The following is a 26,701-nucleotide window of genomic DNA, read 5'->3' on the forward strand; positions in this document are numbered from 1 at the left end:
CTTCATCAATCCAATAAATCATGAGATACCTGTTATTCCTTATGTTGCTCTTCGTGCTGGTTGGTTGCCAGCGGGAGGATAGCCTCCTGGCCCCGGAAATGCCCACTCCGGAACAGACCGTCGTCCCCGCAGAACTCCCGGCCCTCCACCCCACCGTCCTTAATTCTGCCTGGTGGCAAAATACGCTGGAGGCCGACCGGAAAATCCTTCGCCTCGAGTTATCCGGAGGAGACCTTCCCATCACCTACCGTGAACTGGAGCGCCGATTCACCGCCGTTCGTTCCTCCGCGGCTTTCCAAAGTAAAGCCAACGTTTGCTCCAGCTTCCCCGCCGGAAACCCCGCGGGTGACGTGACGCTGAACTCCCAGGCCGACGTGGATGCCTTTGGTGCCCAAAACTGCAAAATCATTACCGGAGCCCTCGTGGTGGTAGACACCCTCGGACCTGATCCCATTTGTGACCTTCGGCCACTCCGAAAAATCAAAGAAATCGGCAGTTCCATGAACGTTCAGTCCGATTGCCTGACCAGCCTGAGTGGACTGGAAAAGATCAAATCAATCGGCGAACTGGGGCCCTTTGGTTTCGTCGGCGTCAGCGGAGATAACCTCACCGACATCAGTGCCCTGGAAAACGTCAAAGTGATCACCGGCAGCATCAACGTCATCGGCACCCAATCCCTGACGTCTACCGGTAGCGCCTTTTCCCGCATCACCACCATTGAATCCGGTAAATCCAGTACTCCCCTGACCTCCGTTTTCGTCCTGAACCTTAACCTGAATACGGCCCTGACGGACATCAGCGGATTCTCTAACCTCACCTATATTGAGGGTGGTCCCCGCATTTCGGCCAACGATGCCCTCCTGAACCTGGACGGACTATCCGGCCTGAATGCCGTCGGCACCGATATCTTCATCCTCAATAATGCCAGTTTGCAGAACGTCGATGAGTTTGCCAACCTGACGTCCATCTCTGGCAATCTTTTTGTGGCGGATAATCCCCAGCTTTCCAGTTGCTGCGGATTGTACGGCCTCCTGTGCACTAATCCACCGACCTGCACCACCAGCGGCGTGGGGGGTGTATTCGCAATCTTCAACAACGGAGCTGGCTGCACGGACCTGGACATCATCGCCGGTGGTCCCTGTCCCTAATCCTACCTGAATTCATCATTGCCCGGCCCCCAGCTTTATCCTGCTTTCCGTAAGATTCTTTACGAGTAACCAGAGATGAGGTAGCGGGCCGGGCAATTTTGTTTACTGGAATTACCTTGTGGGACATATGCAGCCGGACGTCCATCAGGTACCATTCCACAACCAGCAAAACCCCCGGGTGGATTTTGACATCATCTCCCTGGAGGATTTGCAGCGGAGGGATGGACTGGGGCATTCCCAATTTGATTTTCATCTCGTCCAGTTTTACATCATCCTGTTCATCCATGCGGGTGAGGGCGAACACGTCATTGATTTTCGCACCTACCCCTATCACCCCGGTACGGTACTTACCGTACGGAAGGATCAAATCCATAAGTTCGTCCGTAACCCAACCGCCCGGGGGACCATGCTCCTCTTCACCGATAACTTCCTGGGAAGTTATCTCACCGAATTGGAAGGACATCGGGCCCTGCAACTGTTCAACGAAATGTTGGGGGCACCTCACCTTCACTTGCCATCCGAATCAGCGCCCGAAATTTGGGCCCTGCTTTCGACCATGGGAAGCGAATACTTCTCGGTCAATGATGAATATTCGGTCAGCATCCTGCGCAGTCAACTCCACATCCTGATTACTAAACTCTACCGGCTAAAGTCCGATCAATTGCTTACCCAAATCCGGGGACCTTACCTGTCATCCTTCATCAGGTTTCAGGAGCTTGTCGAACAGCAGGTGTCCCGGACCACAAAAGCCCAGGATTACGCCCGGATGATGGGTATCTCTGCCCGAACCCTGAACAACATTACCCGCACGGTAGTCAATAAAACGGCCAAAGCCTTTATCGACGAAGTCAACATCAATCAGATAAAGAGGCTGTTGGCCAATACGGAGCTGCCCATCAAGGAGATTGCATACACCACTGGCTTCAACGAGGTGCCGAATTTTTACAAGTACTTCCGCCGACTCACGGGCAGCACCCCCGAAACCTTCAGGGCCACAAACCGGTAATTTTCCACTTTTTACAACGTAAAGGCTGATTGTGATAATGCGCCGGAGCGCAGGTGCCAGGAACTTTGTCCCGTCAAACATTCTCAACATTCCATGCGGACAAATCCTCTATGCCTGCTTTTCCTGAGCCTCCTTCTCTTCACCGGAGGGTGTAGGCCAGCTCCCAAAGCAACTTCATCCAACCATACAATCAGCAAAACCATGACCAACAAAGAAAAAGCCATTGCCTTAATTGAAAGCCTGGAAAGTGGTGACCCCACACCGGTCAGTTACATTAATCCCCGTAAATACATCCAGCACAATCTCGCCGTTGGTGACGGGTTGGAGGGATTCGGCGAAGTCATCGCCCATGCTCCCGAAGGCGGCTTTAAAGCCAAGGTAATCAGGGCCTTCCAGGACGAGGATTTCGTTTTCCTCCATTCGAAATACGATTTCTTCGGTCCCAAAGCCGGGTTTGACATCTTTCGTTTCGAGGAAGGCCTGATCGTCGAGCACTGGGATAACCTGGCGGACATCACGCCCCCCAACCCCAGTGGACGCACCCAACTGGACGGCAGCACTGACCTGACTGACCTGGACAAAACCGAGACCAACAAGAAGCTGGTGCGGGAATTTCTGAACGAAATTCTGGTCAAGGGTCAATCCGATCGGATTACCGATTTCATCAGTACGGAGGAATACCTGCAACACAACGCTGATATCGCCGACGGGCTCTCGGGCCTCGGCTCCGCGCTGCAGTACTTCGCCCAGGAAAGTCTATTATTACAGTACGACACCGTACACATGGTCCTGGGTGAAGGCAATTTTGTTCTCACCGTCAGCGAAGGCAAGTTTGGCCAAGGTGATCACGTCGCTTACTACGACCTGTTCCGAATTCAGGACGGGAAAATCGTGGAACACTGGGACATTATCCAACCCATTCCCGCCAGGGAAGACTGGAAGAATACCAACGGAAAATTCTAGTTCTCCTGATCATTTCTCAACCCGGAGGAGGACCATTGGTATAACCAGTGGTCCTCCCCTTTTTCGTTCCCCGAAGCTGCCTAATTCTGGCTCCGTCCAAGGTTCAGGATGGGTACGTCAATCCCGAAGGTGAACAGCCACCGGAAGGCGGAATAGTTCGCTTCCCCGATTTTACGTTCGTTGGGGCCATACTGAATTCCACTTCCCACGAAAAAGGGAGACTTGGGAATATTTATCATAAAATGCGCTCCCGGGGCCAGCACATTCTGGAAGCTGACTTCCGGCACGGTTCCCGCATTCTCCCCACTCCGGTAGGCCGTGATGGCTCCAACGTCAATGATCGGGAGGAAGGCAGAAATGGACCATTCGCGGTTTCGCCAGGGTTTCCAGGAAACCGTGGCCCCCACCGGGACGAACATCCCGAAAGTAGTCGCCCGGCGGCCAATCGAATCCGGAGCACCAATCAGCGTTTCCCGTCCGTAAGCCCCTCCGAAATAAGCGTTTAGGTCAACATTGAACTTATAGAGCCGCTTGTTACGGGAGCTGCCCGCCGGCACGGCAACCGCATCCAGGACGGCGTTGACGTCCTCCGGTGATTCGGCCGCCGCCAGCCCGGCACCGAAGCTGGCCAGGCGCCGGAAGCGTTTGATGGCAACGTTGGAGGCCGATTGCTGCCTCAATTCCAGTTTGGCGATCCGCGTCCTTAACGCTTTCTTCTCCTCGGTCGTCAATCCTGGCTTGGTCCGCTCCTCCACCAGCCTATCCATCCTTTTTTGTAGCCGCTTCATCTTCAACGTGCTGTCGGGGACGATCCTGAAAAGCTCCACCAGATCAAGTAACGGCAATACCGATTCCCGGAACTGGCCCTTGGACGTAAGATCATAAATTTCGTTTATCCTCCGGTTAATGTCCGGCACGTCCTTAAAACCAATGGTGTCCTTAATCGCTACGGTTTCCCCGGGGAAATTGATAAGGGGAGTTTCCAGGATTTCATTGGCTACCGTAGTAAGAAATCTGAGCTGACGGCCAAGTCTGGTCGTTGTAGAGTCCTTCTCCGGGGGGTAGTAAAGTTGTCCCAGTGCGATACTGATGTCAGTTCCCAGGTCCGCCAGCCCCCGCGGGGAGAGCGTATGGCCCAGCATGGGCTGCTGACCAATCTGCTGGTAGAGCAATCCCTGATAGAATTGCCGGACCTGAGGCTTGGTTAGGGTCGTGGCCATCACCGAGGGAAGGGCAAGCGTATCCTTTTCGGGAGCAGTAAGGATATAGAGCATTTGCGCACCGAGGTTGAGTAGTTGCTCAAACGTTTTGGTGTTTTGGAAGGCCTTAAAACCATCATTATCGGTGGTGGAACGGAATACGGTAAACACTCGCTCAAGTTCCTCAAACTGCTGCTTAAGGGGCAGCGTACGATCCAGTTGGGTGGGTGGAGGTGCTGCGGTAACGTTAATGGGGTCCACCAGGGGGGCGTGGTTGCGTTCCAGGACGTTGATGAAATCGCGGTAGGTACTGTCTACCCGCTCCAGATACCGTATCCGGGGTACCCAAAACGCCGGTCCTGACCTACCGGTTCCGTATTCACGGTAGCGCGACACGAGGTTCTTCAGGTAGCCAAACCCCTGATTGCGTCGCTCGTCCGGGGACAGTGAGTTCTGCCAAAAAACTTTTGAAGCCTCAATATCGGCAGTGATTTTTTGGGCCTCCGATCGCACGTATGCATCAGACAACTGTGGCCGGTTCAACACCCGACTCAAAGAGTCATATTTGTACTTCCAGGCATCCAGGTTTCGGGCCATGGTAGCCAGCCGATCGAAGATGATGAATTCTCCGTCCATTTCCCGTTCCAAAAAGGCGTCCAACATACTTAAGCCCATCGCCCTGAGGGTATCGGGAGCCGGCAAGGAATCGGTTACAAAAAGCAACTGGAAGCTGTCAATGGTGGGCGCGGCTAACCAGTAGGTATACGGAGGCTTACCTTCCAGTAAATCCGTAGCCTGACCAAAATGACGGTTATCGTCGTCAAAAAGAGTTTCAAAACTACTCTTTGTTACCAGTTCGGATCGGCTGAATTGTCTAATCAGCGCCTTGGCTGTTGGATCCGCACTCGGATGGTTCCGTAACGTCCTTAGGGTCCGATTCAAATTTTGCGCATCTTCCACCAACCGCATTCCCTCATCCCGAAAGGCCTTTACGGAAGCAGCATAAGTTGTCTTCAGCTTTTTGGCCGGTTCGGTCTGGTCACGGAGCGCATTGGCCAGAGCAAGGTGAACTTTCTGTTCGGCAGCAAACGACCGCTCCTTTAGCTGTCCACGGGCGTAGCCCAGTACTTCCGGCAGGTCCAATCCCCGGGCACTTAAGTCAAGTAGCTCATAGACCAGCAGCAGATTCTGCAGCTTTACGTCGTCCGAAGTGATCTTTCCGTTTACTCGAACGTATTCCGCGAAGTTAAAAGTGATCCCCTGCAAATCTTTGGCGAAGGCCGTCCGTACTTCCGGCAGGAAGGAACGATACTCCGCCACGTCTACGTTTCGCAGCCAGTGTGCGGTCGCCGGAAAAAGATACCACAGATTACCCTGGTCAATCTTTTCCTGCAGCCTCCCCATAAAAGTAACCGTAAATTCTTCCTGGGCTCTTTTTTGAATCCAGTCGGATAAGCCCGACAGCAGCACGCTGGCGTAATCCGTCGAGCCCAGGCTCGCCTGAGCCTGCTGTGCTTTTTCGGGGAGTTGGTTCAGCGTCACCGGGTCCGGTTGAGCGTATTCATCCGCCAGCCAGCGAATATCGAAGGCCTGACGCTGATTGAACAAGGCAGATCGGTCATACGTCCGCCGAAAGCGATCCCGGCCGGTCCGTTCATCGGCACCAGCAGCCATTTTCATGATGGAATCAATGGGAATTGTCAAAATCGCATCCCGGAGTTTTTTCTCTCCCAAAAAGCCAGTGATGTACGGATTATCCGCGTAGGCGTGCAACAACTCCCGGGTACTACCAGGCGTACCACCAGGATTAAACCGCCAAAGTAGTTGAGCCGAAATTTCTGCCCGCATCGCGATGGTCTGGCTCGAATCCATCCGGATCAGTTCATCGATGATCGTCTGGCCAGGAAGCTGCCCCGCCAGGATGAAAAATGCCAGGCTCAGCGCTCGCGTCAGCATTTTCTGCATTGAGTTCCTATTCATCACGCGCTGATTTTTAGCAGTTCAAGCAAATATTCTTTCAGCCGCTCCAGGTCACTGATAAACAAGTCTTCCGAAGCCGACAATACATTCCGCCTGCGCTCCTTGTATTCCTGAAGCTCATCGAAGGTAATGGAATCCTCTCCCTGGCTTAAGCGCGATCGGTAGGTCCCTGCCGCCAGGGAGGTCTCTTCAGCCAAGGGTCTATACTCGTCCTCATCGATATCCGCTCCATCATCCACCAGGTCCTCGTAGCGGTTTTCAATCAGGGCCGATTGTGTCTGTAACAGACCGATGGCCTCGTCGACGATCGGGTCCAGGTCACGACTTTCCGACGATTCTACCGTCGATAGATTTCTTTCGGAAACCGTAGGGACTATCAGCGTGAACTGCTGGACAAGTATCGCCGATTTATCGGGGAATCCCACCAAATCTTCCGGGTCGCAATCGTTGCAGATCACCACCACCTTATCCAGCTCCGGGCCAGAGGTACCGGCGACAAATTCAGCCTCCAGTCGTTCGAGTAGTTTCAACTTGAGGGCCAAGCGTTTGAGAATGGTCGCCCGCTGCGCTTCCCCTTGTTGCAGGCTCCGCAGATGGTGCCTGAAATAAATACCCCGGAGACGGCTAACTAAAGTCTGGAACTCTTTTCTGGTCATGGATACAGGTAGGTGACATGGGTGAATTATATGAGCCAAAACCCCGTGCAAGCAGCAATCCTGAAGGGTTAAGTCTTTGCCTAAGATATAGGGTATTCATTAAAATGGTCTCATTATCAGTGCATTTACGCCATGGGGCGTATCGCGGTCGTGGCCGATCATCAAGCTTGACGCTTACCCCAATAAAGCCCTATATTTTGCTCCGATTTCCCCGGTCCGGGGTGAATACCCCTCGCCGAAACCCACCATTCGTAAATATCCCGAGATGAAACGAGAAGACCTGGCGTCCCTTTCGGAAACCGAACTCAGGCAAAAAGAAAAGTCCACCAAAACGTTCCTGGCAATTTTCGCCATACTGATTGCCGGCCTCCTCTTTTTCCAGATTCGCGATTATTTGATGTCCGGAGAAGTGGAGACCTCTATATCGATCATCACCCTATGCACCTTCGGAGGCATGGCCTCCGTTTATCCCCACCTGAAAATGATCCGGGAGGAGCTCCAATCACGTCAAGCGTGATGGGTACAGTAGTAACTTCCCGTAGCCGGTGGCTCACTTACCTCGGAAGTGGGTTGCTGGTCATTATGGCCCTTTTCCACGGCAGCGGCCTGGGGTACGTATCCGGGCTGATGGCCTCCTCCAACGCTCCGGATTTCCTGAAGGACATCTTTGGGCCGCTATTTGCGCACGCTTCCTTTCATTTGCTTTCGCTGGCGGCCTTCGGTATCCTTTCCTTGTTTTTGGGAGAAGGCCGCAAAAAAGTCCTGCAACTCCTGGCCGTCCTCATCTTCCTCGACGCCATCCTGGGGTTTTATCTGGGTGGAATTATTCCGGGAGGGCTCCTCAGCCTGGCGGCGGGAATCTTCTTGCTGGCCAGTCGGAAAGCCGGTACGGGAAGTTAGTCGATCATCTGGCCCTACCGGTATCATCCGGTACCTGCACCGGCTGAGCCGAGTATCCTGCTTCGCTTCACACTTGTGCCAAAAGTTGGTTACGAGCCGGTAAAGCACTTTAATCTCGTCACTGGATTGGCCACTGAAGGCTTACTCCAAACCATCAGCAGATATGTCACTATGTTGTCGGGGCAACGGCGTGCAGGTGCCATGAAATTTGGTCGGAGCATCATCTTGGGTCCATCACGCATTCTCTTAAAACAACTACCTTTGTAGTATGCTTTATCGTCGGAAAATTCATCAGCTCGTCCCGCTGCTGACTACCTACTTGCTGGTGGCCAGTATCGGTCTTCCGTTGCAGCGCATTTACTGTGCCTGCCGGGGCGAGGCGTGGCTGAGTATTACGGCCGAAAGCCATGCGTGTCACCTCGACCGGGTACCCAAGGCCATCGTTCAAAAGGAAAAGAAAGCAAGCTGCTGCCTGGCCGCCAAGGCCTGTCATGCCCCCACCGAAGAAGCCGAGGACGTACACGATTGCGGTGACACCGACATCGTGCTGGCCCAACTGGACGTGGACTTTCTCGTACAGGACGACATCAAATTCCCTGGTTTTTCCGGCACCGCCCTGTTGGTGGAGCAAACGGAGGATTTACGGGGCATTCCTCCGGTAGCGCCCTCCACGCCCATCCGGGGCCCCGACCCGCCGCCAAGGCCGGCCGGCCGGACGCTACTGGTGGCTTACCAGACTTTCCTGATTTAGCGCGGGCAATACTTCCAACAAGTATTGTCTCACTAAATCTATTGTCATTATGCATTCTTTTCGGGGATTTTCGTCCCGAAGCCGTACCGCTTCGGCAACGCAAGCATCCCGTATGGCCCGCCGGGCAATGCCTCCGGCCATCTTCTTCTTCTTTCTATTCTTCAACTCCCCACTGGCTGCCCAGATTTCCGGAACCGTAACCGACACCGAAGGCTGGGCCATGACCGGGGCCACCGTCAGCTGGCTGAACGGTACCGGCACCACCATCGATGCGGATGGTAAGTTTACCCTCCCCGTTGCGGAGGGCCAGTCCCGGTTCCGCATTGCCTTTCTGGGCTACGTAACGCGGGAATTTTTCGTGGATACCCTACAACCTCCCCTCCGAATCGAGATGCAGGAGGAGCAGGTTTCCCTGGTCCAGGTGGAAGTGGTGGCCCGGGATAATGGCCACGCCGCCAGCGTCCTCAAAACCCATAACGTGGAAAGTATTTCCAGCAAGGAATTGCGGAAAGCGCCCTGCTGCAGTCTGGCGGAGAGTTTTGAAAATAGCCCGGTGGTGGACCTCACCTACGGCGACCCCCTGACCGGGCGGCGCGAAATTCAGATGCTGGGCTTGCGCGGCAACTACTCTCAGCTTACCCTGGAAAAGCGACCGATGCTGGACGGACTGGCCAGCCCCTTCGCCCTCGACCTAATTCCCGGTCCCTGGGTGCAGGGCATCCAGATCAGTAAAGGTGCGGGTAGCCTGGAGAGCGGCGCACAGGGGATGACCGGTGCCATCAACACCGAGCTGATCAAACCCACCGATGGCCCCGGTCTTTTCCTGAACGGCTTCGGGGGAAGCCAGGGACGCGGAGAACTTAACGTCCTGGCCAACCAACAGCTCGGAAAGAGCCTGTGGGGTGGCCTGAGCCTGCACGGGAGCTTTACGGAGAACCAACACGATCACGACTTTGATCGCTTCAAAGACATGCCCGACCGGAGAACCGGCGTGGGTTTGTTCCGACTCTTCCGCACGGGCACCGATAACTGGGAGGGCCAGTGGAACCTACTGGTGGCCAAAGACCGCCGCTCCGGGGGGCAGCAGGACGTCCATGACCACGGCCAACCAACCCTCATCCCCTATCTGATTGACCAGGATAACGAACGACTGGAAGTATGGGGAAAAACGGGCTACTTCGGCTTCAATAAACCTCACCAGAGCATCGGCTTTATCTACTCCGGCAGCTTTCACCGGCTGAACAACCGCTACGGACGGAAGCTCCACCTGGGGGAGCAACGCTCCGGATACTTCAGCACGATGTACCACACCCGGATCGTGAACGACGATCACCAACTCAGTCTGGGGGGGACGGCCCGCGTGGACCAGTTTGACGAATCCTTGGCCGGGCAGGACTTTAGCCGCAACGAAAGCACCGTGGGTGCCTACGGAGAGTATTCCTACTACTGGGAAGAAAGCCGGGAAGGGGCAAGTTTTCGGTCCCTGTCCGCCATCCTGTCGCTGCGCGCCGACCATCATAACCTGGGGGGATGGCAGTGGAGTCCGCGCGTCAATTTGAAGTACAGCCCAGGCGAGCAATCGGCCATCCGTTTTTCGGCCGGCCGGGGGTGGCGCTCCCCCAACCTGCTGGTGGATAACCTGAACTGGCTGCCCAGCAGCCGGGAAGTCGTCATCGGTGCTCCCGAAGGACCGATGGACCCCGACAACCCCGGATTCATCGGATTGGAAACCTCCTGGAACTTCGGATTGAACTTCACCCAGAACCTGATCGTCGGCGGCCGGGAAATGCAGCTGGTGCTGGACCTTTATCGGACCAGCTTCCAGAACCAGGTGATCCTCGATGCCGAGCAAGACATCACCACGCTGCGTCTGTATCAACTGGAAGGCCCCAGCCGGGCCAACGGTCTGATGGCCAGCCTGAACTACGAAGTGCTGCCGCTCATCGACGTGAAGCTGGCCTACAAATTCAACGATGTCCAGCAAACTTACGCCACCAACGGACTGCGGGAGGTACCCCTGACGCCGCGGCACCGGGCGCTGGCGACCATCGGCTACGACGGGCCAAGGATCAAGCTGCACGCGACCTACCACTGGCACGGGGAACAGCGACTGATCGACTTCGATGACATCCCGGAGTCCGTCTTTCTCCCCCACCCCCAGCGGGCACCGGCCTTCGGACTGATCAACACCCAGTTGACCTACGTCATGAACAGCCACACCGAAATTTACGGTGGGGTGGAAAACCTCACCAACCGTCGGCAAAGCAACGCCATCATCGGAGCCTGGGAGCCCTTTGACGGCCCCTACTTTGACGCCAGCCAGGTGTACCAGCCACTGTTCGGCAGCATATTCTTTGTCGGGTTCCGGCATACGCTGTGAGCTTACCGACCAACGTTGAACAAACTTTAGGTGGTCCGATGGATACTCCGGTAAACCAGAAGCCACCATCCAATCGTTAATCACTGGAACGGAACATTTCCCTTCCGCCAAACACTTACCATTATGCGTATTCTAATTGCTCTTCTTGCCGTCTTCACCTTCACGGCAATGGTCGCTCCGCCCAAGAAGGCGACCATTCAGACGAACGCCATCTGTGGCATGTGCAAGAAAAACATTGAAACGGCCCTCAACGGCCTCGACGGCATTGAGAAGGCCGAACTCGACCTGGTTACCAAAAAGGTGAAAGTCAAGTACGACGCCAAAGTGATTGACCTGACGACCATCCGTCAGGCCATCGCCGCCACCGGCTACGATGCCGACGATATTCCCGCGCGCCCCAAGGCGCGCGCCGCCCTGGCCGCCTGCTGCCGGGACGAGAGCGGAGACAGCTGCAAAAAGCCGGAATAGTCCGCTGAAGTTTTCGAAAGAAACACCCCGCTTGCGACGACGCAGGCGGGGTGTTTTATCTTCGCCCAACACAAAAAACCTCTTCACTGTGCCCAGGCTTTTGCTCCTTATTCTGATGATCTCCGGCACCTGCGCGCTAGCGCCCAACACCAACAACGGCGTCCTCCGCGCACAAAAAATCCTCGACCTGGACCGAGCCGAACCGACCTTCTATTTCGACCAGGGGGGAGTAGCCATCAGTAAGCAGAAGTTCAACCGCCTTTTTCGCAGTAACCGGCAGGAATACACCTACGGAGATTCGGCCACCGTGCGTCGGCTGGTCGCGAGGGTAACGGAGGGCAGGCTCGAGGGGCGTTCTGCTTTCCTACGGTCACTGGCCGAGGGCATCGGACGGCCCGTCCGCGATGACCAACCCACCGTGATCGTGTTCTATCCCGGCTTCGATGAGTGCAACAGCACCGGCACCAGTGATCGCTACCTGATCAAGCAGTGGCACGACGAGATGGAGGAAAAACTGCTGGAAATAGCGGACGTAAAGCCGCTTTACCTATACAAAGACAACTACGGGCTGCGCAAGTACTACAACATCATTAACTGGCTCGAAGACCCCGATCAACTGGTAGAAAAACGGTTTTTCCGGTACCACTATCCCTGCCGCAGCTTTGTGGTTATCGGGGTCGATGGCCGCTACCAAAGCTACTTTGGGGGCTTCAGCCAGGACCGCATCGTGGAGGCAGCCCGAGCTGTGTTGGATTAAGGAATACCTTAGCCACCATGAGCGACATAACTCTCACTTTCCGTGACCTTTCCCCCGCTGAATTGTCCCGGATGCGCGCGGGATTCGATGAACATACCCTGGAGATGGGAGCGGCCGTGCAGACGGCCGACCGGTTCGGTTTTGTGGCCATGGACGGCGACAAATTTGTGGGTTGCTCTTCCGGACTTGCCTACGAAAATGGTGCGGAATACTCCGGGTGGTTTTACCTGACGGATCTGTTCGTGGAGGCCCAGTACCGAAAGCGGGGCATCGGAGCCAGCCTCCTTCTTCGTCTGGAGCGGGAGGTTTTTCGGCGGGGCGTTCGCCACGTATACACCTGGACGGCCGGCTACGAGGCCCCCGGCTTTTATCACCGACAGGGCTACACCACCTTCGCGGAACTGGAACACTGGTATTCTGATGGGAGTAGTCGGGTGGCCTTGAGAAAAACCCTATTTTAATCGCAATTAATTTATACTGACTAATCTATGCAGCATATTGTGTGCAAAAATTCAGTTTACACACCTAAACAGCCATCAATTGCGCTTACTTACGCTATTACCTTTTGTATTATTCCTTGGTTGCCAGTCCGCCAATGACATTGAATCCAGTTTCTCTGGCGTAGTGGATGCCGCGAAACAACTGGACGTTGATCAGGTGGATAGTCTCATTAACCAAGACTCCAAACTCTTTCTGGATGGTTTACTCCAGGCGATTATCCACCGGGACTCCCTCACGGCCGGTGAACTCGGATATCGATATGGATTGCCAGTGACTACCCTGGTTTGGTACGAAAACCTAAAGGATCGTTTTGCAGAAGAACTCCACGCCGATTCGGTCTCCTACCGTAGCCTGCTACCCTATTTGATGTTAGGTGGAGAAGGTATTTTCCGCCTCATGGGTGTGGAGCAACCTCAGGTCAACAAAGTCTCTACCATTTCCACTGACTTAGCACAAGTGGACGTCAACATCCCGACGGGTTCCGGCAATGTTTACATCGTCACCAGTTACCAATTTTCCAAAGAGGATGGCCTGTGGAAACTAGACTATCCCTCTTCCCTTAGGATGAAGGAAAAGATTCTGGAGCAGGAAAGAAGGCGACACAAAATGGAGCATTCCGAATTTGCCCGACTCATAGCCAAAGAAGGAGAAGGAGATCTGACCTTTAGCTACCGCAAAGGAATCAGGTAGCGGCAATTCGTTGCCCCTTCTTTGCCCTAACGCCTCCTGGATTGAGCAAGTGAATTCCATATTGGAGGTTAGAAGAATTTAATACTTTAAATCTGGGAAAATTTTGGATGAGTAAAAATCATCCTTTCAATTTCCGCCCACGATGCAGAAAAGAACATCGCTCGCCCATGATTTCCCTCCCCCTGCCTACCTTCGCCGGCGATGCTGTATTTCCTCGTACGCCCCGTCGCCCGCTACGTATTGCGGTATTACTACCGGCACATCGACCTGACCGGTCTGGAGCATATTCCGCCCGATGCGCCGGTGATTCTGGCCGCCAACCACCCGACGGCCTTCATCGAGCCCTGCATCCTGGCCTGTTTCCAGCCGCGCACGCTGTGGTTTCTGGCGCGGGGTAACCTGTTCAAAAATGCCTTTTATACCGCGCTGCTGAATGCCGTACACATCCTGCCAGTTTTCCGGCTGGAGGACGGCGGCTACGAAAGGCTGAAGGATAATTTCGGCACCTTCGAGGCCTGTCACCGGGCGCTGAGCCAGCGTAAGGCCATCATGATCCTGGCCGAAGGACGGTGCATTCACGAAAAGGCGTTACGGCCGTTGCGGAAGGGCACCGCCCGGCTGGCACTGGGGGCTCTGGACAAGGATTCGAGCTTACCGGAGGTGTACGTGGTGCCCGTCGGGGTGAACTTCACCGAGGCCGAGCGGGTTCGGGGCACGGTGATGATTCGCTGTGGGGAGCCCATGCTGGCGTCCAAATTCCTACCCGCCTACCGGGACAACGAGGCGGCCGGCATCCGGGAATTTACCCGGCACCTGCGGGAACGCCTCAGTCCCCTGGTCGTCCAGTTTCCGGACCGCGATCGGGCGGGTATCGGCGAGGCCCGGCTGGTGATGGACCGAAACGATCATCAGACCCAGCGGGAGTACGGCCTGACCCACGACGGGAAACAACTGGACCGGGAACTGTCGCTGGCTACTTCGACGCCAGGGGAAGCACCACTTTTGACGAGCTACTTTAATCGGTTGGCGCAACAGCAAGTTCCGGATGGCGCGGTCGCAGGTGCCGTGCGGTCGGACCGGCGCAAAGCCCCCTCCGACTGGCTTAAAGCCCTCGTAGCTGCCCTGGCCCTGCTCTTTCAGGCTCCCCTGTGGTGCCTTGCGGAATTTATCGGCGCAACCATGCCGAAGCACATTGAATTTTACAGTCCGGTACGCTTTGCCGTCGTGGCTGGGGGGACCTTCCTGCTCTACCCGATAGTGTTCCTGCTCCTGCCCTTCCTCGGGAAGATACTGTTCGTTCTGTCCCTCTTCGCCACTCCCTGGGCCCTACGTCAACTTGAAGGCATACACCGGTGGTACCAACAACGGAAGATTGATCGAATGGTCGACGCCGAGCGGGAGCAATTACGGGCCATGCGAAAAGGGATTAGGTAGGGGGGTACTAGTCTGTTAGTTTTTTAGTCTGTTAGTATTTTAGTCTGTTGGTCCTTTAGTCTTTTAACTGGTTTTGAGGAGGAAGTCGCGAATCCATTATTCCGACCGGGATCACGGCCTTTTTTCCGACATTCGTCCTTCAATCCTTCAATCCTTCGATCCTTCACTCCATCAATCCCCGCCCATGCTACCCATCGTTTATTTGAACGGAGAATTTGTCCCTAAAGCTTCCGCCACCCTGCACGTTTCCGATCTGGCCATCCTTCGGGGGTTCGGCATCTTTGATTTCTTCCGTTACGTGCAGGGTAAACCACGCTTCGTGGAAGATCACCTCAATCGCTTTTTCCGGAGTGCCGATAAAATCGGTTTGGAGATGCCCGTCAGTAAGGACGAACTCCGGGCGGTGGTGATGGAGTTGATCAAACGCAACGAACTTGACGATGGGGGCATCCGCTTCGTGCTGACGGGGGGCTACTCCGAAAACGGCTACACCCCCACGACGCCCAACCTGATTGGGATGGCCTACCCCTTCCCGCCTCTGCCCCGGGAGCTGACCGACAATGGTGCCAACATCCTGCTGCACGAATACCAGCGGCAATTTCCGACGGTTAAGTCCATCGACTATCTGGAGGGTATCCGTATTCAACCCATGCTGAAGGAACGGGGGGCCGACTTTGTGCTGTACGTAGACCAGCAGGGCTACGTGCGGGAAAGCGACCGCTCGAACTACTTCATCGTCGTGGACGGAAAGCTGATCACCCCCGCCGCCGACGTGTTGGAAGGCATCACCCGGATGCACCTGCTGCGCCTGGCGCAGCAACTTGGCCTTCCCACCGAAGAACGGGCCATCCACCGCGACGAACTACTCGCCGCGGACGAACTCATCATCTGTAGTTCCGCCAAGGCCGCCCTCCACGCCCGCAGCGTGGACGGGAAACTGGTGGGGGACGGTACGGCGGGCCCCATTACACGGAAGCTGCAGGCAGCTTGGCCGGCGTATTATTTGGCGCACTGAAGCAACCTCAATTTTCCAACGCCTGATCAATCGGTTCTGGATCAAAAAGTCCCTTTTTCATTTTATACCGCACCCATAGCCCAGCATATATTCCCGCGACAAGGATCAAGAGCCCCGCATTGCGATACACCTGCCAGGTCATTTCTGGTGTAGGTGAGTTGTTGATAATCATGTAGACCATGCCGATGATGCCCAGAATCTGGGCCCAGGGGTAGAATGGGGATTTAAAGGGACGCGCATAATCCGGATACCTTCTGCGCAGGATCAGAAGGTTGACGTAATTGATGATGTAGGCAACCAGCCAGGCAGTAGCCGCAGAGATCACCATTAACAGAATGACGTCCTGTGCATTCCTGAAGATGAAATAGGGCACAATAGTCAGCACCGCAATGAAGAGTATCCCCACCCATGGTGTTTGAGTGCGGGAATTAACCCTCATGAAAATGGAAGGAACCTGCTTATTATGCGACATCCCGAACAGCATACGGGATAGTGTTGCAATGACCGTATTCACCGTACTGCAGGTAGCCGTAATGGCCAGTACCGCTAGCATGAGTTTTCCAAAATCTCCAAATAAGGCACTCACCAAAACGTAATGGGGAACCTCCGAATTGGCGAGTTCTTCCTGCGGTAGCGATAGGTAACCCGCCAAAGCAATAAGTGCATAAATGAACAGAAGCGCTATTGTAGCCAGGATCATTGACCGCGGAATATTTTTTTCAGGATCTTTCGTCTCTTCCACCATCGGGCAGACAAATTCAAAACCCATGAAGGCCCAAAGGGCCAGCACTACCAGGTTGAAGACGCTGAAATCTACATCCCCAAATCCTGCAAAGAGGGAAGTCATATCGCCCCCTTCTGGATCGTTACCAGTCGTTCCCGCCACACCAATGACCAACAAGGCGATAATCATCAGGTAAGCCAGGAAACTCTGGACCCGAGCAAAGATATCTACTCCTAAGACATTGAGTATCGCCAGTCCAATTAGGATGACTAAGCCCAATTGCCCAAAGCTACCCGGATATAGCATATCAAAAATGGCTTCCAACAAGAACAATTCTGCGGGCAAGGCAAAGAGGGCGGGGGCCAGGTAACCTGCTGCCACCGCAATGATTGCCGCAAAATGGCCCAGGGAAACTTCGGTGTACATACTGATACTCCCCGCCCTGGGCAGCATTAGGGACAGTTCAGCAAAGGTGAATACGTAGAAAAGCGCCAGGATAAAGGCGATAAACAGGGCCACAAAAAAACTCGAGCCTCCAATGCCTACCCCCTGCAAAACACTGATAAACACTACCTGGGCTACCACCACACCAACGGCAACTGCGAAAAGGGACCGAAGTCCTAAAACTCTCTTTAATTCCGATGGAGGATTTGCCATGCTATCTTGCTTAGAGTTTCACGACATACACCATTGCCCCACTGTCTTTAGCGGAGATATTTCCGTCAGAGGAATAGGGTTCGTCGTCTTCGGCGGTTTGTTCCGTGGCCACCCGGGGCCGATCACGAAAGGGGGTAAAGTAGATTCGGGCAGCCCCTAAGGTTTCACAGGCTGCACCCGTCCAGTTATTTGTACCCGTCACCAGCATGTACTCAAATCCTTCCCGTTGAAGGTGTTCAAAGCTGGCGGCAAACAACTCAAAGACCTGCTCGGAGGGAAGTTGGGGAGAACGCGCGATCATGAAGATGTATCCCACTTTTCCGGATTGATGAGCGGTCCTAAACGCGGGATATTTTTCCACTAAAGCCGATATGGCCTCGATTTCGGCACGATGAAAGAAATCAACAATTGGGGCCTGGTACTGGAAGACTGCGTCCAAGAAAGGATCTCCGATTCTCCATTTATCCTCTTCTGCATGAAGAGCACTATTTAAGGCCGCCCCAATTACCTCTCCTTGCTCAACAAATGCCAGGGAATGATCAATGACTTCCTGGTTCAACTCAATGTGGCTGATGGGGTCTGATGGATTTGTTAGCACGACCAAACGGGTAAACCAGAAAAGAATATTTTTTGTAGTCCAAGGACCAAAAGATGCTAATCCCAAGGGATCTTGATGTGTTTTGTTCAGTACTGCCGACGAAGTGCATTTGGGAGGATGCACATGCTTATTCATCGGTTCATTACGGGCGAAGGAACCGGCGAGCATATGCGTCATCTGTAAAATCTGAGCATGCGTCAGCCCCGCTATGGAGACGGTTGGGCGATCCCTACTCCGATATTTTTCGGCAGCTTCGAAATTAACTTCAGGTAATTTCGGAGGCATGTCCAATACTCCGTGTTGATCCGTGTCGTTCGCCGTAGGATAAAGACACCACGGTAATTTTGGAGGTAATGGGTTGGCATCCTGCATAATAGAAATATTGGTTTTGAATACCGTTTTTAGCTGACGAAACTGCCAGGATGGCATTAATGATCGACTCAAACCACCAACACCTCAACAAATATCACACTAAGCTTTAACTCCCGGAATCGTCCTTTTTTTCAGCAGCTCCGGTGGTGCTACCGGCCACAAAATGCCTTACCGGTGCAGCGGCCGTATCCCGGGAAGGTTCGGAACCTGACCCCGCCACAAAATGGCCCTTTACCGAACCATCGGCTGCAGGCGTATGCGGTACGGGATTGGCTGTTTGATGCGGGCTCGGCGGAACGACCACCCCACCCTGAGGGTTTAGTCTGGCGGGATTTTCATTCGCCTTCAAGACAATGTAGCCCGTGGAACTGAGTCCGAGTAGGCCAAGAGCAGTAGTGCCGAACTCGGGTAAGGTAGTGGCGCCCCCTTCAAAGAACTGGATGACAAAGATGGCCCCGTAGAGTAGGTTGAAAATGAGTGCCTGAAAGCGGTGAAGATTCACCCCATTGTGATCCGAAATGATGTCCAAAATAAATTGGCGGGGAGGCCGAACGTTTTGGTGACGATAAATTTGGGGATTGGCCTCCTCCACGTTGTCGACCAACTTACCGGCCGTGGTCGTACCCAGGCTAATCCCCAGTAAGATCAGACAACTTGAATTCAGCAGGTTCTTTACTACGCCGGTTTCTGCGTAGGCCACCGAAAAACAGACCAGAACGATAATGGTCCACCACATTAGCTGTGATTTTGCCATGCTGTAGGATGACCCGGCTCCGTTGTTCCGCAGGGCCACGTTGAAGCGACTGTTGGTCCGGGTAGCCTGGAGAATAAAGTAGATTAAAATCACGGCGAGAATAATCACCACGATATACCGAATTTGAAATTCCATTGGTGTGCTTAGTTCAAATGGGTGAAAATCTAGGAAACCCCCTCCCGAGGTTCCTCAGTTGTCATTGGAAAATAGGCTGCTAACCCGTGCACATCAAGTTTTAGCGGCTCTGGTGGCCGAATTGCCGTAGAAATACCTACGGGGATCCCGGTAATTCTTCCTGCCATTATTTTACCATCAGGGCTTAAATTCAATATTCCGTTCCGAAACGAAGACCCTGATCAGGAATAGGATTACCACGGGGATTACCCAGAGCCCGATGAGGGAAAACCAGCTGGGTAAGACGCCATCGTTAACTAACTGAAAGAGTCCTTCCCCGAGAGGTCCGCGCGAAAAGATGGTGTTGAAGGTGAAGTTCCAGCCCAGGTGCAGGCCGAGGGGCAGAGCCATCGATTCCGTTTTGTAGAAGGCCAGCGCCCAGGCGTAGCCCATCAGGCCGGTGCCGATCAGGACGACAAGCATGGGCACGATGGCGCCAATGATTCCGAAGGAAAACCAGTGGTACACACCGAAGGCGAGGGCGGAAAGGAGGATACTTTTCGAAGCCCCAATTTTGCGGATCAATACGTAGAGGATGGCTCCCCGAAAGAGGAGTTCTTCCGTGAAGACGGATTTGAAATCCCAGTACAGCATTTGGAAGAACTGTCCGGTGGTGAAATCAGGGTTACGGACCCAGTGGGCGGATTGCAGCGAGGCCTCCAGCAATTGTACCCCAACGCAGAGCAATCCGGTGAGGACGAAACCCAAGCCCAATTCGCCCAGTCGCCCCGGCAGGGGTAGGACACCCAGGGCGAGCAGGGATTTCTTTTCCAAAAAGTACAGTAGGGCCCAGGAAATGGCCAGTCCAATGAGAATTCCAATCATAGTATCGTGAGCACTTCGAGTTGCAGCCTCATGGCTGCCGTCGTGCCGTTAAAGTGAGCGTTCTACCTCCCAGTGATTAGAGCAACTAAAAGGTTTCTCACCAACTAACGCATTGGTGACCGCACCAGGCAATTTCCTCGACGAACCCTTCCCTACACTAGACAATTTCGCTGGATGAAGGCAGGAACAAGGATGGAAGGCCACGGGAGAAGTGCACGATGCTCCACCCCCTCATTTGGTCGGCGGCTGATTAAATGCCGGATTCGCCCGGATCACCTCAATGGCTTCATCGAAGGACCGTTCTCCCCTTTCCAGCCCTTCGTAATAGTGATTCCAGAACAGGTACTGAACGTGCATCTCTTCTTTGGCGTAGAGGAAAATCTCTTCCATCGTCAGGTAGCCTTCCTCGTGCACGGGTTGCTTTTCGGAGAGGCGAACGTCATTCTTATGGTGGCGGTAAGAGTCGTCCTGTACCGAACAGAAAAGCGTCAGCTTTTCCCGGTAGTCTCCGTAGATTTTATAGGTGTGTCGCAGCCACCGGCGGTGGGGCAATACGTCCGGACCGCCCATCACGATGTTCTCCTTAACGGAGATGGAATCCGCGATTTCCCGGATCAGTGCATTACTTCCCTGGATGCCATTCTGGTACCAGAAGACCTGGCTATTCGGGAAGGATGCCGTTAGGGTATCCAGGATGAGGTACAGCGCGTCGCGGTACTTCTCCGGACTAAAGTTGAATTTAGCCAGGCCCGCTTCGGGCATGTCCAGGGCCGTTTCCTGAATGGCGATGCCCTCAAAATTGGGGTGTCCGTCAAATTGCTGCGCGATGGCTTCCCCCATTGCCGTGAAGCGGGCGAGGTATTCCGGGTGCCAGCGAGCGGGCGTGAAGCCGCCGCCACCTTCGTGCTCCCATTCGTAGGCTTTCAGGTAGGCGGGCATAGCCCCCCGAATCCAGAAGGAGCGGTCACAGAGAAAAACGATCAGTTGTTTGTCGTGCTCCGCGCAGTACGCCAGGTCTTCCTCAATGGAAGAAAGATCGTACTCCCCCTTGCCGGGTTCCAAGGTCCGCCAGAAGTAGCGTTTGTTTACGCCCCGGACGGCCGGCTCGTCCAGGTGCTTAATCTCCGTCAGGTCAAAGTGTGGCCCCACGGCCACATAATGGCCGGGATGGTATTTGGGTGCTGCAGGCGCCACCTTTTCACCCGGCTGGCAAGCGGAAAAAAGAAGTACTGTCAGGGCAAGCAGGAATAAGTATGGGTTTCTCCGCAAGGGGTGAAAGGGGCTTCCGTTGAACATATTTCCGCAGGATGAGGGGTTAGGGGTTCGCCCCTTCAAGGTAGGCAAATTAACCGGTAGAACGGTCAGCGGTAGGGTACCCCTCACCAATTACCGTCGCGCCGGAGTATTCCGGCGCGACGGTAGGAGACTGCTTCGTGGGAAATTCTACTTCGTCTCCTCCCGGAAAACCTTAGCGCCGTCTGGCATCGCGAAGGCGGCCGGTTCCATCTCGGGCATAAAGGCATAATCCGCCACGGTGATTTCCGTGATGGTTTCGCTGGGCACGCCGTCGTTCCACCAGCTGGTGGCGTATCCAGTGGGGAGCAGGATGCCGTCCACTTCGGTTTTTCCGGTAATCTGCATCAGCTTTTCGGGTAAGTGGCCGCCGTCGGGGAAGTAAGCCGGGTAGGAAACGATGTAGCGGAGAGCATCGAGTTGGCCGGTACGCTGATTGAGGTAGAGGACGTAGTAGTCGTCGGGCGCGTCGCCCGTACCGGTATCGTAGGTGACCTTGACGAGCTTGTAGATGTTCCCGTTCATTTCCGTTTCGGGGAGGCTACTGAAGTTGATGCCGGCGTCGGCGAGCACGAAGGGCAGGCCGACGAAGTAATATGGCGTCAGGGACCAGAACCGTGGGTTCATCCCTCCGATCTTGTCTCCGGTGGTGGACCAGGCCTCCCGTCCGTCAAAGCCAAACTGTTGGGTGGTGTCGGTGGCCAGGTAGTGGTGCGAGCGGCTCCGCAGGTAGTCATTAACGATGAAGGTATTGCGCGCCGTGCCGCCATCCAGCGGCTGGTAATTGAAGTGGTAGTACAGGGGACTTTGCGCGTACCAGCGCTCCAGACCACCGTGGGCGTCAATGGCCTGCAGGACCAGTTCGCCTTCCGGACTGGCCTTCAGTCGGGCCGTGGCGGCTTCAATCCGGGACTGATGGGGGGAAACGGCCTCCGTTTCCGGCGGTGCATCGTCAGCGCTGGGAGGAAGGTTATCGGATCCGCAGGCCAACAAGAAGATGGCCAGGGCGAAGAAAGTGAGTGATCTCATAAATACTTTTTCCCTGTAAAGCATTCTCGGGCCGGGAAGTTCTTGGGGGAAGGAGGTTGGTGTCGGATGGGGACAGGTTGTGGCCATTTAATTTCAACCTTCCGAAGAGACGATGCCCGTTTCAGCCATTGACCAATTATACACCACAATCGACTTCACCGCCCGGTCGTGAATGGCCAGTCGCTGTTCGCTCGTAGAGACCGTAATCAAGGAAATCCAGCCCAGCAGGACCTTCAGGAGGAAGCGGAGCAGGGCGGCGGGGAAGGAAATGTTGCGTTGTTCATCAGCCAGTCGCTTTACGCGGATGCCTACCGCCTTGTGCCCCAACGTGCCCGCCGAAAAAGACGTCAGCAGGGGATCGTAGAGGAACAGGATGACTACGAAGGCAATCACCCGCGGAGCCGTGGGTACGTTGCCCAGACTGGAAAACACTGACGTGACGAGGTACATGAGCAGGATCAGGAGGAAGCCGTCCACCAGGGCGGCCTTGACGCGATCGGTTACACCGGGGTACATAATGGTGGGTTTTTAGTGGTTCAACTTTTGGCGGGTGGAAGGAAGGTGTTCGCCTAAGACGTTACCTACCAACCCATTTTCGAAAACCGATTGCGTTGCTGCTGTAAACCTTGCCCCGCGAAGCTGAAAATAATCTGGAATTATTAATGACCACCTGCGTTTGGCGATAAAGGCACTAGGAAATATTTCCGGTGCGACGCTCAAAGGTCCTGCGGACCCTTCGAGGACGCGGAGAGAGTACCCCAGTTGACCTCGAAGCGTTTATCAGATGAGCCTCTGGCTCAACTGATGATCCTTTGAGGGTCAACCCCGCGCTTCGTTCCAAAAACTGAAATGGCAATCCTCACCGCCCCTTCAATCGGCGGAGCAACTCCTGCGAAGCCTCCCCCAGGTTCGTCTTCCCGCGCTGTAGTAGTTGGCCAGTGCGACACTCAAAGGTCCTGCGGACGCTTCGAGGACGCGGGGAGAGTATCCCGGTTGACCTCGAAACGTTCATCAGATGAGCCCCTGGCTCAAACTGATGATCCTTTGAGGGTCAACCCTGCGCTTACTCCCAAAAACTGAAATCGCAATCCTCACCGCCCCTTCAACCGCCGGAGCAACTCCCGCGAAGCCTTCCCCAGGGGAACATTACCAAAGCCAATTTACCTTATGGAAAATTGCCAAAACGCTTTCCTTGAAAACAGGCACCCCAAACAAAAAACCCACCAACCGCCCGAAAGCGATTGATGGGTTTATCATGTTCCTTCTCCCCTACCGGGAAGAATGAGTATTCAATTACTTACCGTCGACTTCCTCGAACTCTACGTCCTGTACGTCGTCGGCGTCCGTGCCTGCGCTACCGGCGTCCCCGGCACCTGCGTCCGCGCCCGCACCTGCCGTAGCACCAGCTTCCTGCTGGGCCTGGTAGATGTCCTGGCTGGCGGCGTTCCAGGCGGCCGTCAGGGCCTCGGTGGCGGAGTCGATCTTATCGATGTCCTCGGCCTTGTGGGCTTCGCGCAAGTCGTTCAGACTGGTCTCGATGGCGGCCTTCTTGTCTTCGGGGATCTTCTCACCGAATTCCTTCAGCTGCTTCTCCGTCTGGAAGACCAGTTGGTCGGCACCGTTGAGCTTCTCAACGCGCTCCTTGGCTTTGGCGTCCGCCTCGGCGTTCGCCTCGGCCTCGGCCTTCATGCGGGCGATGTCGTCGCTGCTCAGGCCCGTACCGGCTTCGATCTTGATGCTCTGCTCCTTGCCGGTGCCCTTATCCTTGGCGGATACGTTGAGGATACCGTTGGCGTCCAGGTCGAAGGTCACCTCAATCTGGGGTACGCCGCGGGGAGCGGGGGGGATGTCGCCGAGTACGAAGCGTCCGATGGGACGGTTGTCCTTACTCATGGAGCGCTCGCCCTGCAGTACGTGGATTTCCACGGACGGCTGGTTGTCGGAGGCCGTTGAGTAGATCTTGGACTTCTTCGCGGGGATCGTCGTGTTAGCTTCGATCACCTTGTCGAACATACCGCCCATCACTTCGATACCGAGGCTCAGGGGCGTTACGTCCAGCAGCAGTACGTCCTGAACGTCACCGCTCAGTACACCACCCTGGATGGCGGCACCGATGGCCACTACTTCGTCGGGGTTCACGCCCTTGTTGGGCTTCTTGCCGAAGAATTCCTCCACGGCCTGCTGGATGCGGGGAATCCGCGTAGAACCACCCACGAGGATGACCTCGTCGATTTCGCTCTTGGCCAGTCCGGCGTCCTTCAGGGCCTCGGCGCAGGGCTTCAGCGTGCGCTGCACCAGCTCATCGGCCAGTTGCTCGAACTTGGCGCGGCTGATCTTCACGACCAGGTGCTTGGGCACCCCGTCCACGGCCGTGATGTAGGGCAGGTTCACTTCCGTTTCCTGGCTGCTGGACAGCTCAATCTTGGCCTTCTCCGCGGCTTCCTTCAGGCGCTGCAGGGCCATGGGGTCCTTGGTCAGGTCGATGTTCTCCTGGCTCTTGAATTCGCCGGCGAGGAAGTCGATCAGTACGCGGTCGAAGTCGTCACCACCGAGGTGCGTATCACCGTTCGTACTCTTCACTTCAAAAACGCCGTCACCGAGGTCCAGGATAGAAATATCGAAGGTACCACCACCGAGGTCATACACCGCGATGGTCATGTCTTTACTGCGCTTGTCCAGGCCGTAGGCCAGGGCGGCTGCCGTGGGCTCGTTGATGATCCGGCGCACCTTCAGACCGGCAATTTCACCGGCTTCCTTCGTCGCCTGACGCTGCGAGTCGTTAAAGTAGGCGGGCACGGTCACGACCGCTTCCGTCACTTCGGCACCGAGGAAGTCCTCGGCGGTTTTCTTCATTTTTTGAAGCACCATGGCGCTGATCTCTTGGGGCGTATACTGCCGTCCGTCGATCTCCACGCGGGCCAGGTTGTTGTCGCCCTTGACGACCTTGTAGGCCACCCGGTCAACGTCGTTACCCGACTCTTCATAGCGCATACCCATGAAGCGTTTAATGGACGCTACCGTCCGCGTGGGGTTGGTGATCGCCTGACGCTTAGCGGGTTCGCCAATTTTGCGTTCGCCGCCGTCCAGAAAGGCTACGATGGAAGGTGTGGTATTACGGCCCTCCTCGTTATAGATCACGGTGGGCTCGTTGCCCTCCATTACCGCCACGCATGAGTTGGTCGTCCCTAGGTCGATACCAATAATCTTACTCATACGATCAATAAATTTTTATGGTTGAAGTTGGAATGTCGCTCTCCTAGTACAAGGCCCGTGCCGTGCCAGCCAATCCCCCTACCCTTGCCATATTTTCTGCTCCTAACAAGCCGCACCCACATTTTTGGCAGACCTGCCACGGGCTTGAGACAATTTGTCAGTCCCATTTGGGGGTATTTGCGCCAGTCTGCCCGGAAGTGTTGGGCGACGGTCCCGAGTTCCGAAACTCGTCGGGATCACCGATTTTTTATTAAATGCGGCGGAGCGCAGGTGCAAGGGAATAGGCTTCAGGACTTAGGATACAGGATTCAGGATTCAGGATTCAGGCTTAGAAAAACAGCAGCGTTCATCGGATGTCTCCCGTCTGGCTATACATCTTCTATTTGAGCGCTCCTCGTAGCTGTCGAGTGCACCGAGCTGCTCCGAGTTGTCGCGAAGTTCAAACAGAACAGCGTATACCGACCGAGCGGGGTCCATTCACGGCAATCAGTTATCCCGCCAAAAACTTAAACCTTCGGTCGGCGGACGACCTTCCTCCCCGGCCTGGAAGGCCGTTCCTTCTCCCAAAGCGGGGTCTGCAGCCCGTTCGCAGAACGGCAAGGGCCCCGCGACCGGGGATCGAGGACTTAGGATACAGGATTCAGGATTCAGGATTCAGGCTTAGAAAAATAGCAGCGTTCATGAATATCTCCCGTCTGGCTATACATCTTCTATTTGAGCGCTCCTCGTAACTGTCGAGTGCAACGAGCTGCTCCGAGGTGTCGCGAAGTTCAAACAAAACAGCGTATACCGGCCGAGCGGGGTCCATTCACGGCAATCAGTTATCCCGCCAAAAACTTAAACCTTCAGTTGGCGGACGACCTTCCTCCCCGGCCTGGAAGGCCGTTCCTTCTCCCAAAGCGGGGTCTGCAGCCCGTTCGCAGAACGGCAAGGGCCCCGCGACCGGGGATCGAGGACTTAGGATACAGGATTCAGGATTCAGGATTCAGGCTTAGAAAAATAGCAGCGTTCATCGAATATCTGCCGTCTGGCTATACATCTTCTATTTGAGCGCTCCTCGTAGCTGTCGAGTGCAACGAGCTGCTCCGATTACTATAGTCCTTGCAAGTTTTGATGATACTTTTTGCAATACATAGTGTCTTTTTCCAGGCAGGCATAAAGGACTTTGATGATTTTGTTACGTACGGCATTGATTGCTTGTTTATGGCTTCGGC

At 54.9% G+C, this 26,701-nt stretch carries 23 protein-coding genes; 13 read left to right on the top strand and 10 right to left on the bottom strand.

What is annotated here, in order from left to right:
• Positions 1-20: 20 nt before the first annotated feature.
• The 3 genes from E1J53_RS09235 (at position 21) to E1J53_RS09245 (ending at position 3,117) form a co-directional block, all read left to right on the top strand.
• Complete coding sequence (locus tag E1J53_RS09235) at positions 21-1,148, top strand: hypothetical protein (RefSeq protein WP_134272649.1); 1,128 nt, start codon at positions 21-23, stop codon at positions 1,146-1,148.
• 127 nt (positions 1,149-1,275) lie between these two features.
• The gene (locus E1J53_RS09240) at positions 1,276-2,154 is read left to right on the top strand and encodes an AraC family transcriptional regulator (protein WP_134272650.1); all 879 of its coding nucleotides are present in this window, start codon (positions 1,276-1,278) and stop codon (positions 2,152-2,154) included.
• A 114-nt stretch (positions 2,155-2,268) separates the two neighbouring features.
• Positions 2,269-3,117 carry a nuclear transport factor 2 family protein gene (locus tag E1J53_RS09245; protein WP_368671742.1) on the top strand — a complete coding sequence of 283 codons (849 nt, stop codon included), beginning with the start codon at positions 2,269-2,271 and terminating at the stop codon, positions 3,115-3,117.
• Positions 3,118-3,197: 80 nt separating this feature from the next.
• Here the strand turns inward: E1J53_RS09245 and E1J53_RS09250 are convergent, their stop codons facing one another.
• Positions 3,198-6,296 (bottom strand): hypothetical protein, encoded by a 3,099-nt coding sequence (locus E1J53_RS09250; protein WP_134272652.1) that lies wholly within the window; start codon positions 6,294-6,296, stop codon positions 3,198-3,200.
• Complete coding sequence (locus tag E1J53_RS09255) at positions 6,296-6,952, bottom strand: hypothetical protein (RefSeq protein ID WP_134272653.1); 657 nt, start codon at positions 6,950-6,952, stop codon at positions 6,296-6,298. Before E1J53_RS09255 ends, E1J53_RS09250 begins: the two co-directional genes overlap by 1 nt.
• A gap of 265 nt (positions 6,953-7,217) precedes the next feature.
• On the opposite strand from E1J53_RS09255, the gene E1J53_RS09260 reads away from it, so the two are divergent.
• From E1J53_RS09260 to E1J53_RS09305, 10 genes are all read left to right on the top strand, one after another.
• Complete coding sequence (locus tag E1J53_RS09260) at positions 7,218-7,469, top strand: hypothetical protein (protein WP_134272654.1); 252 nt, start codon at positions 7,218-7,220, stop codon at positions 7,467-7,469.
• Complete coding sequence (locus E1J53_RS09265; protein ID WP_134272655.1) at positions 7,469-7,852, top strand: hypothetical protein; 384 nt, start codon at positions 7,469-7,471, stop codon at positions 7,850-7,852. Before E1J53_RS09260 ends, E1J53_RS09265 begins: the two co-directional genes overlap by 1 nt.
• Positions 7,853-8,120: 268 nt before the next feature.
• Positions 8,121-8,603, top strand: a complete 483-nt coding sequence (locus E1J53_RS09270) for a hypothetical protein (RefSeq protein WP_134272656.1) — start codon at positions 8,121-8,123, stop codon at positions 8,601-8,603.
• 112 nt (positions 8,604-8,715) lie between these two features.
• Positions 8,716-10,983 (top strand): TonB-dependent siderophore receptor, encoded by a 2,268-nt coding sequence (locus tag E1J53_RS09275; protein WP_173021417.1) that lies wholly within the window; start codon positions 8,716-8,718, stop codon positions 10,981-10,983.
• 123 nt (positions 10,984-11,106) lie between these two features.
• Positions 11,107-11,451, top strand: a complete 345-nt coding sequence (locus E1J53_RS09280) for a heavy-metal-associated domain-containing protein (protein ID WP_134272658.1) — start codon at positions 11,107-11,109, stop codon at positions 11,449-11,451.
• Positions 11,452-11,539: 88 nt separating this feature from the next.
• Positions 11,540-12,208, top strand: a complete 669-nt coding sequence (locus E1J53_RS09285; protein ID WP_134272659.1) for a hypothetical protein — start codon at positions 11,540-11,542, stop codon at positions 12,206-12,208.
• 17 nt (positions 12,209-12,225) lie between these two features.
• Positions 12,226-12,669: a GNAT family N-acetyltransferase gene (locus E1J53_RS09290; protein ID WP_134272660.1), complete on the top strand. Its 444-nt coding sequence runs from the start codon at positions 12,226-12,228 to the stop codon at positions 12,667-12,669.
• 79 nt (positions 12,670-12,748) lie between these two features.
• Positions 12,749-13,399, top strand: coding sequence for a hypothetical protein (locus E1J53_RS09295; protein WP_134272661.1), 651 nt, complete (start codon positions 12,749-12,751; stop codon positions 13,397-13,399).
• A gap of 201 nt (positions 13,400-13,600) precedes the next feature.
• Positions 13,601-14,833, top strand: coding sequence for a 1-acyl-sn-glycerol-3-phosphate acyltransferase (locus E1J53_RS09300; protein ID WP_134272662.1), 1,233 nt, complete (start codon positions 13,601-13,603; stop codon positions 14,831-14,833).
• 184 nt (positions 14,834-15,017) lie between these two features.
• Positions 15,018-15,848 (top strand): aminotransferase class IV, encoded by an 831-nt coding sequence (locus E1J53_RS09305; protein ID WP_134272663.1) that lies wholly within the window; start codon positions 15,018-15,020, stop codon positions 15,846-15,848.
• Between the two features lie 7 nt (positions 15,849-15,855).
• Here E1J53_RS09305 and E1J53_RS09310 read toward each other — a convergent pair whose 3' ends face one another.
• The 8 genes from E1J53_RS09310 to dnaK form a co-directional block, all read right to left on the bottom strand.
• Entirely contained in the window at positions 15,856-17,229 is a 1,374-nt protein-coding gene (locus tag E1J53_RS09310; protein WP_134272664.1) for an APC family permease, read from the bottom strand.
• A 10-nt stretch (positions 17,230-17,239) separates the two neighbouring features.
• On the bottom strand, positions 17,240-18,199 hold the full coding sequence (locus tag E1J53_RS09315; protein WP_134272665.1) for a hypothetical protein: 960 nt from the start codon (positions 18,197-18,199) through the stop codon (positions 17,240-17,242).
• 106 nt (positions 18,200-18,305) lie between these two features.
• Positions 18,306-19,088, bottom strand: coding sequence for a hypothetical protein (locus tag E1J53_RS09320; protein WP_134272666.1), 783 nt, complete (start codon positions 19,086-19,088; stop codon positions 18,306-18,308).
• A 177-nt stretch (positions 19,089-19,265) separates the two neighbouring features.
• Positions 19,266-19,952 (bottom strand): CPBP family intramembrane glutamic endopeptidase, encoded by a 687-nt coding sequence (locus tag E1J53_RS09325; RefSeq protein ID WP_134272667.1) that lies wholly within the window; start codon positions 19,950-19,952, stop codon positions 19,266-19,268.
• 231 nt (positions 19,953-20,183) lie between these two features.
• Positions 20,184-21,101, bottom strand: a complete 918-nt coding sequence (locus E1J53_RS09330) for a hypothetical protein (protein ID WP_134272668.1) — start codon at positions 21,099-21,101, stop codon at positions 20,184-20,186.
• 294 nt (positions 21,102-21,395) lie between these two features.
• Positions 21,396-22,274: a DUF6503 family protein gene (locus E1J53_RS09335; RefSeq protein WP_134272669.1), complete on the bottom strand. Its 879-nt coding sequence runs from the start codon at positions 22,272-22,274 to the stop codon at positions 21,396-21,398.
• A gap of 93 nt (positions 22,275-22,367) precedes the next feature.
• Positions 22,368-22,790: an RDD family protein gene (locus E1J53_RS09340; protein WP_134272670.1), complete on the bottom strand. Its 423-nt coding sequence runs from the start codon at positions 22,788-22,790 to the stop codon at positions 22,368-22,370.
• A 777-nt stretch (positions 22,791-23,567) separates the two neighbouring features.
• Entirely contained in the window at positions 23,568-25,487 is a 1,920-nt protein-coding gene (dnaK, locus tag E1J53_RS09345) for a molecular chaperone DnaK (protein ID WP_134272671.1), read from the bottom strand.
• Positions 25,488-26,701: the final 1,214 nt, after the last annotated feature.

Origin of the sequence: Lewinella sp. W8, from assembly GCF_004375085.3 — a bacterium.
In the GTDB taxonomy this organism is placed as follows: Bacteria; Bacteroidota; Bacteroidia; order Chitinophagales; family Saprospiraceae; genus Neolewinella.

Excerpts from the sequence above, each read along its gene's own strand:
- E1J53_RS09235 (WP_134272649.1), top strand. The coding sequence starts at position 21 with ATGAGATACCTGTTATTCCTTATGTTGCTCTTCGTGCTGGTTGGTTGC.
- E1J53_RS09240 (WP_134272650.1), top strand. The coding sequence starts at position 1,276 with ATGCAGCCGGACGTCCATCAGGTACCATTCCACAACCAGCAAAACCCC.
- E1J53_RS09250 (WP_134272652.1), bottom strand. The coding sequence starts at position 6,296 with ATGAATAGGAACTCAATGCAGAAAATGCTGACGCGAGCGCTGAGCCTG.
- E1J53_RS09255 (WP_134272653.1), bottom strand. The coding sequence starts at position 6,952 with ATGACCAGAAAAGAGTTCCAGACTTTAGTTAGCCGTCTCCGGGGTATT.
- E1J53_RS09260 (WP_134272654.1), top strand. The coding sequence starts at position 7,218 with ATGAAACGAGAAGACCTGGCGTCCCTTTCGGAAACCGAACTCAGGCAA.
- E1J53_RS09265 (WP_134272655.1), top strand. The coding sequence starts at position 7,469 with ATGGGTACAGTAGTAACTTCCCGTAGCCGGTGGCTCACTTACCTCGGA.
- E1J53_RS09270 (WP_134272656.1), top strand. The coding sequence starts at position 8,121 with ATGCTTTATCGTCGGAAAATTCATCAGCTCGTCCCGCTGCTGACTACC.
- E1J53_RS09275 (WP_173021417.1), top strand. The coding sequence starts at position 8,716 with ATGGCCCGCCGGGCAATGCCTCCGGCCATCTTCTTCTTCTTTCTATTC.
- E1J53_RS09280 (WP_134272658.1), top strand. The coding sequence starts at position 11,107 with ATGCGTATTCTAATTGCTCTTCTTGCCGTCTTCACCTTCACGGCAATG.
- E1J53_RS09290 (WP_134272660.1), top strand. The coding sequence starts at position 12,226 with ATGAGCGACATAACTCTCACTTTCCGTGACCTTTCCCCCGCTGAATTG.
- E1J53_RS09300 (WP_134272662.1), top strand. The coding sequence starts at position 13,601 with ATGCTGTATTTCCTCGTACGCCCCGTCGCCCGCTACGTATTGCGGTAT.
- E1J53_RS09305 (WP_134272663.1), top strand. The coding sequence starts at position 15,018 with ATGCTACCCATCGTTTATTTGAACGGAGAATTTGTCCCTAAAGCTTCC.
- E1J53_RS09310 (WP_134272664.1), bottom strand. The coding sequence starts at position 17,229 with ATGGCAAATCCTCCATCGGAATTAAAGAGAGTTTTAGGACTTCGGTCC.
- E1J53_RS09315 (WP_134272665.1), bottom strand. The coding sequence starts at position 18,199 with ATGCAGGATGCCAACCCATTACCTCCAAAATTACCGTGGTGTCTTTAT.
- E1J53_RS09320 (WP_134272666.1), bottom strand. The coding sequence starts at position 19,088 with ATGGAATTTCAAATTCGGTATATCGTGGTGATTATTCTCGCCGTGATT.
- E1J53_RS09325 (WP_134272667.1), bottom strand. The coding sequence starts at position 19,952 with ATGATTGGAATTCTCATTGGACTGGCCATTTCCTGGGCCCTACTGTAC.
- E1J53_RS09335 (WP_134272669.1), bottom strand. The coding sequence starts at position 22,274 with ATGAGATCACTCACTTTCTTCGCCCTGGCCATCTTCTTGTTGGCCTGC.
- E1J53_RS09340 (WP_134272670.1), bottom strand. The coding sequence starts at position 22,790 with ATGTACCCCGGTGTAACCGATCGCGTCAAGGCCGCCCTGGTGGACGGC.
- dnaK (WP_134272671.1), bottom strand. The coding sequence starts at position 25,487 with ATGAGTAAGATTATTGGTATCGACCTAGGGACGACCAACTCATGCGTG.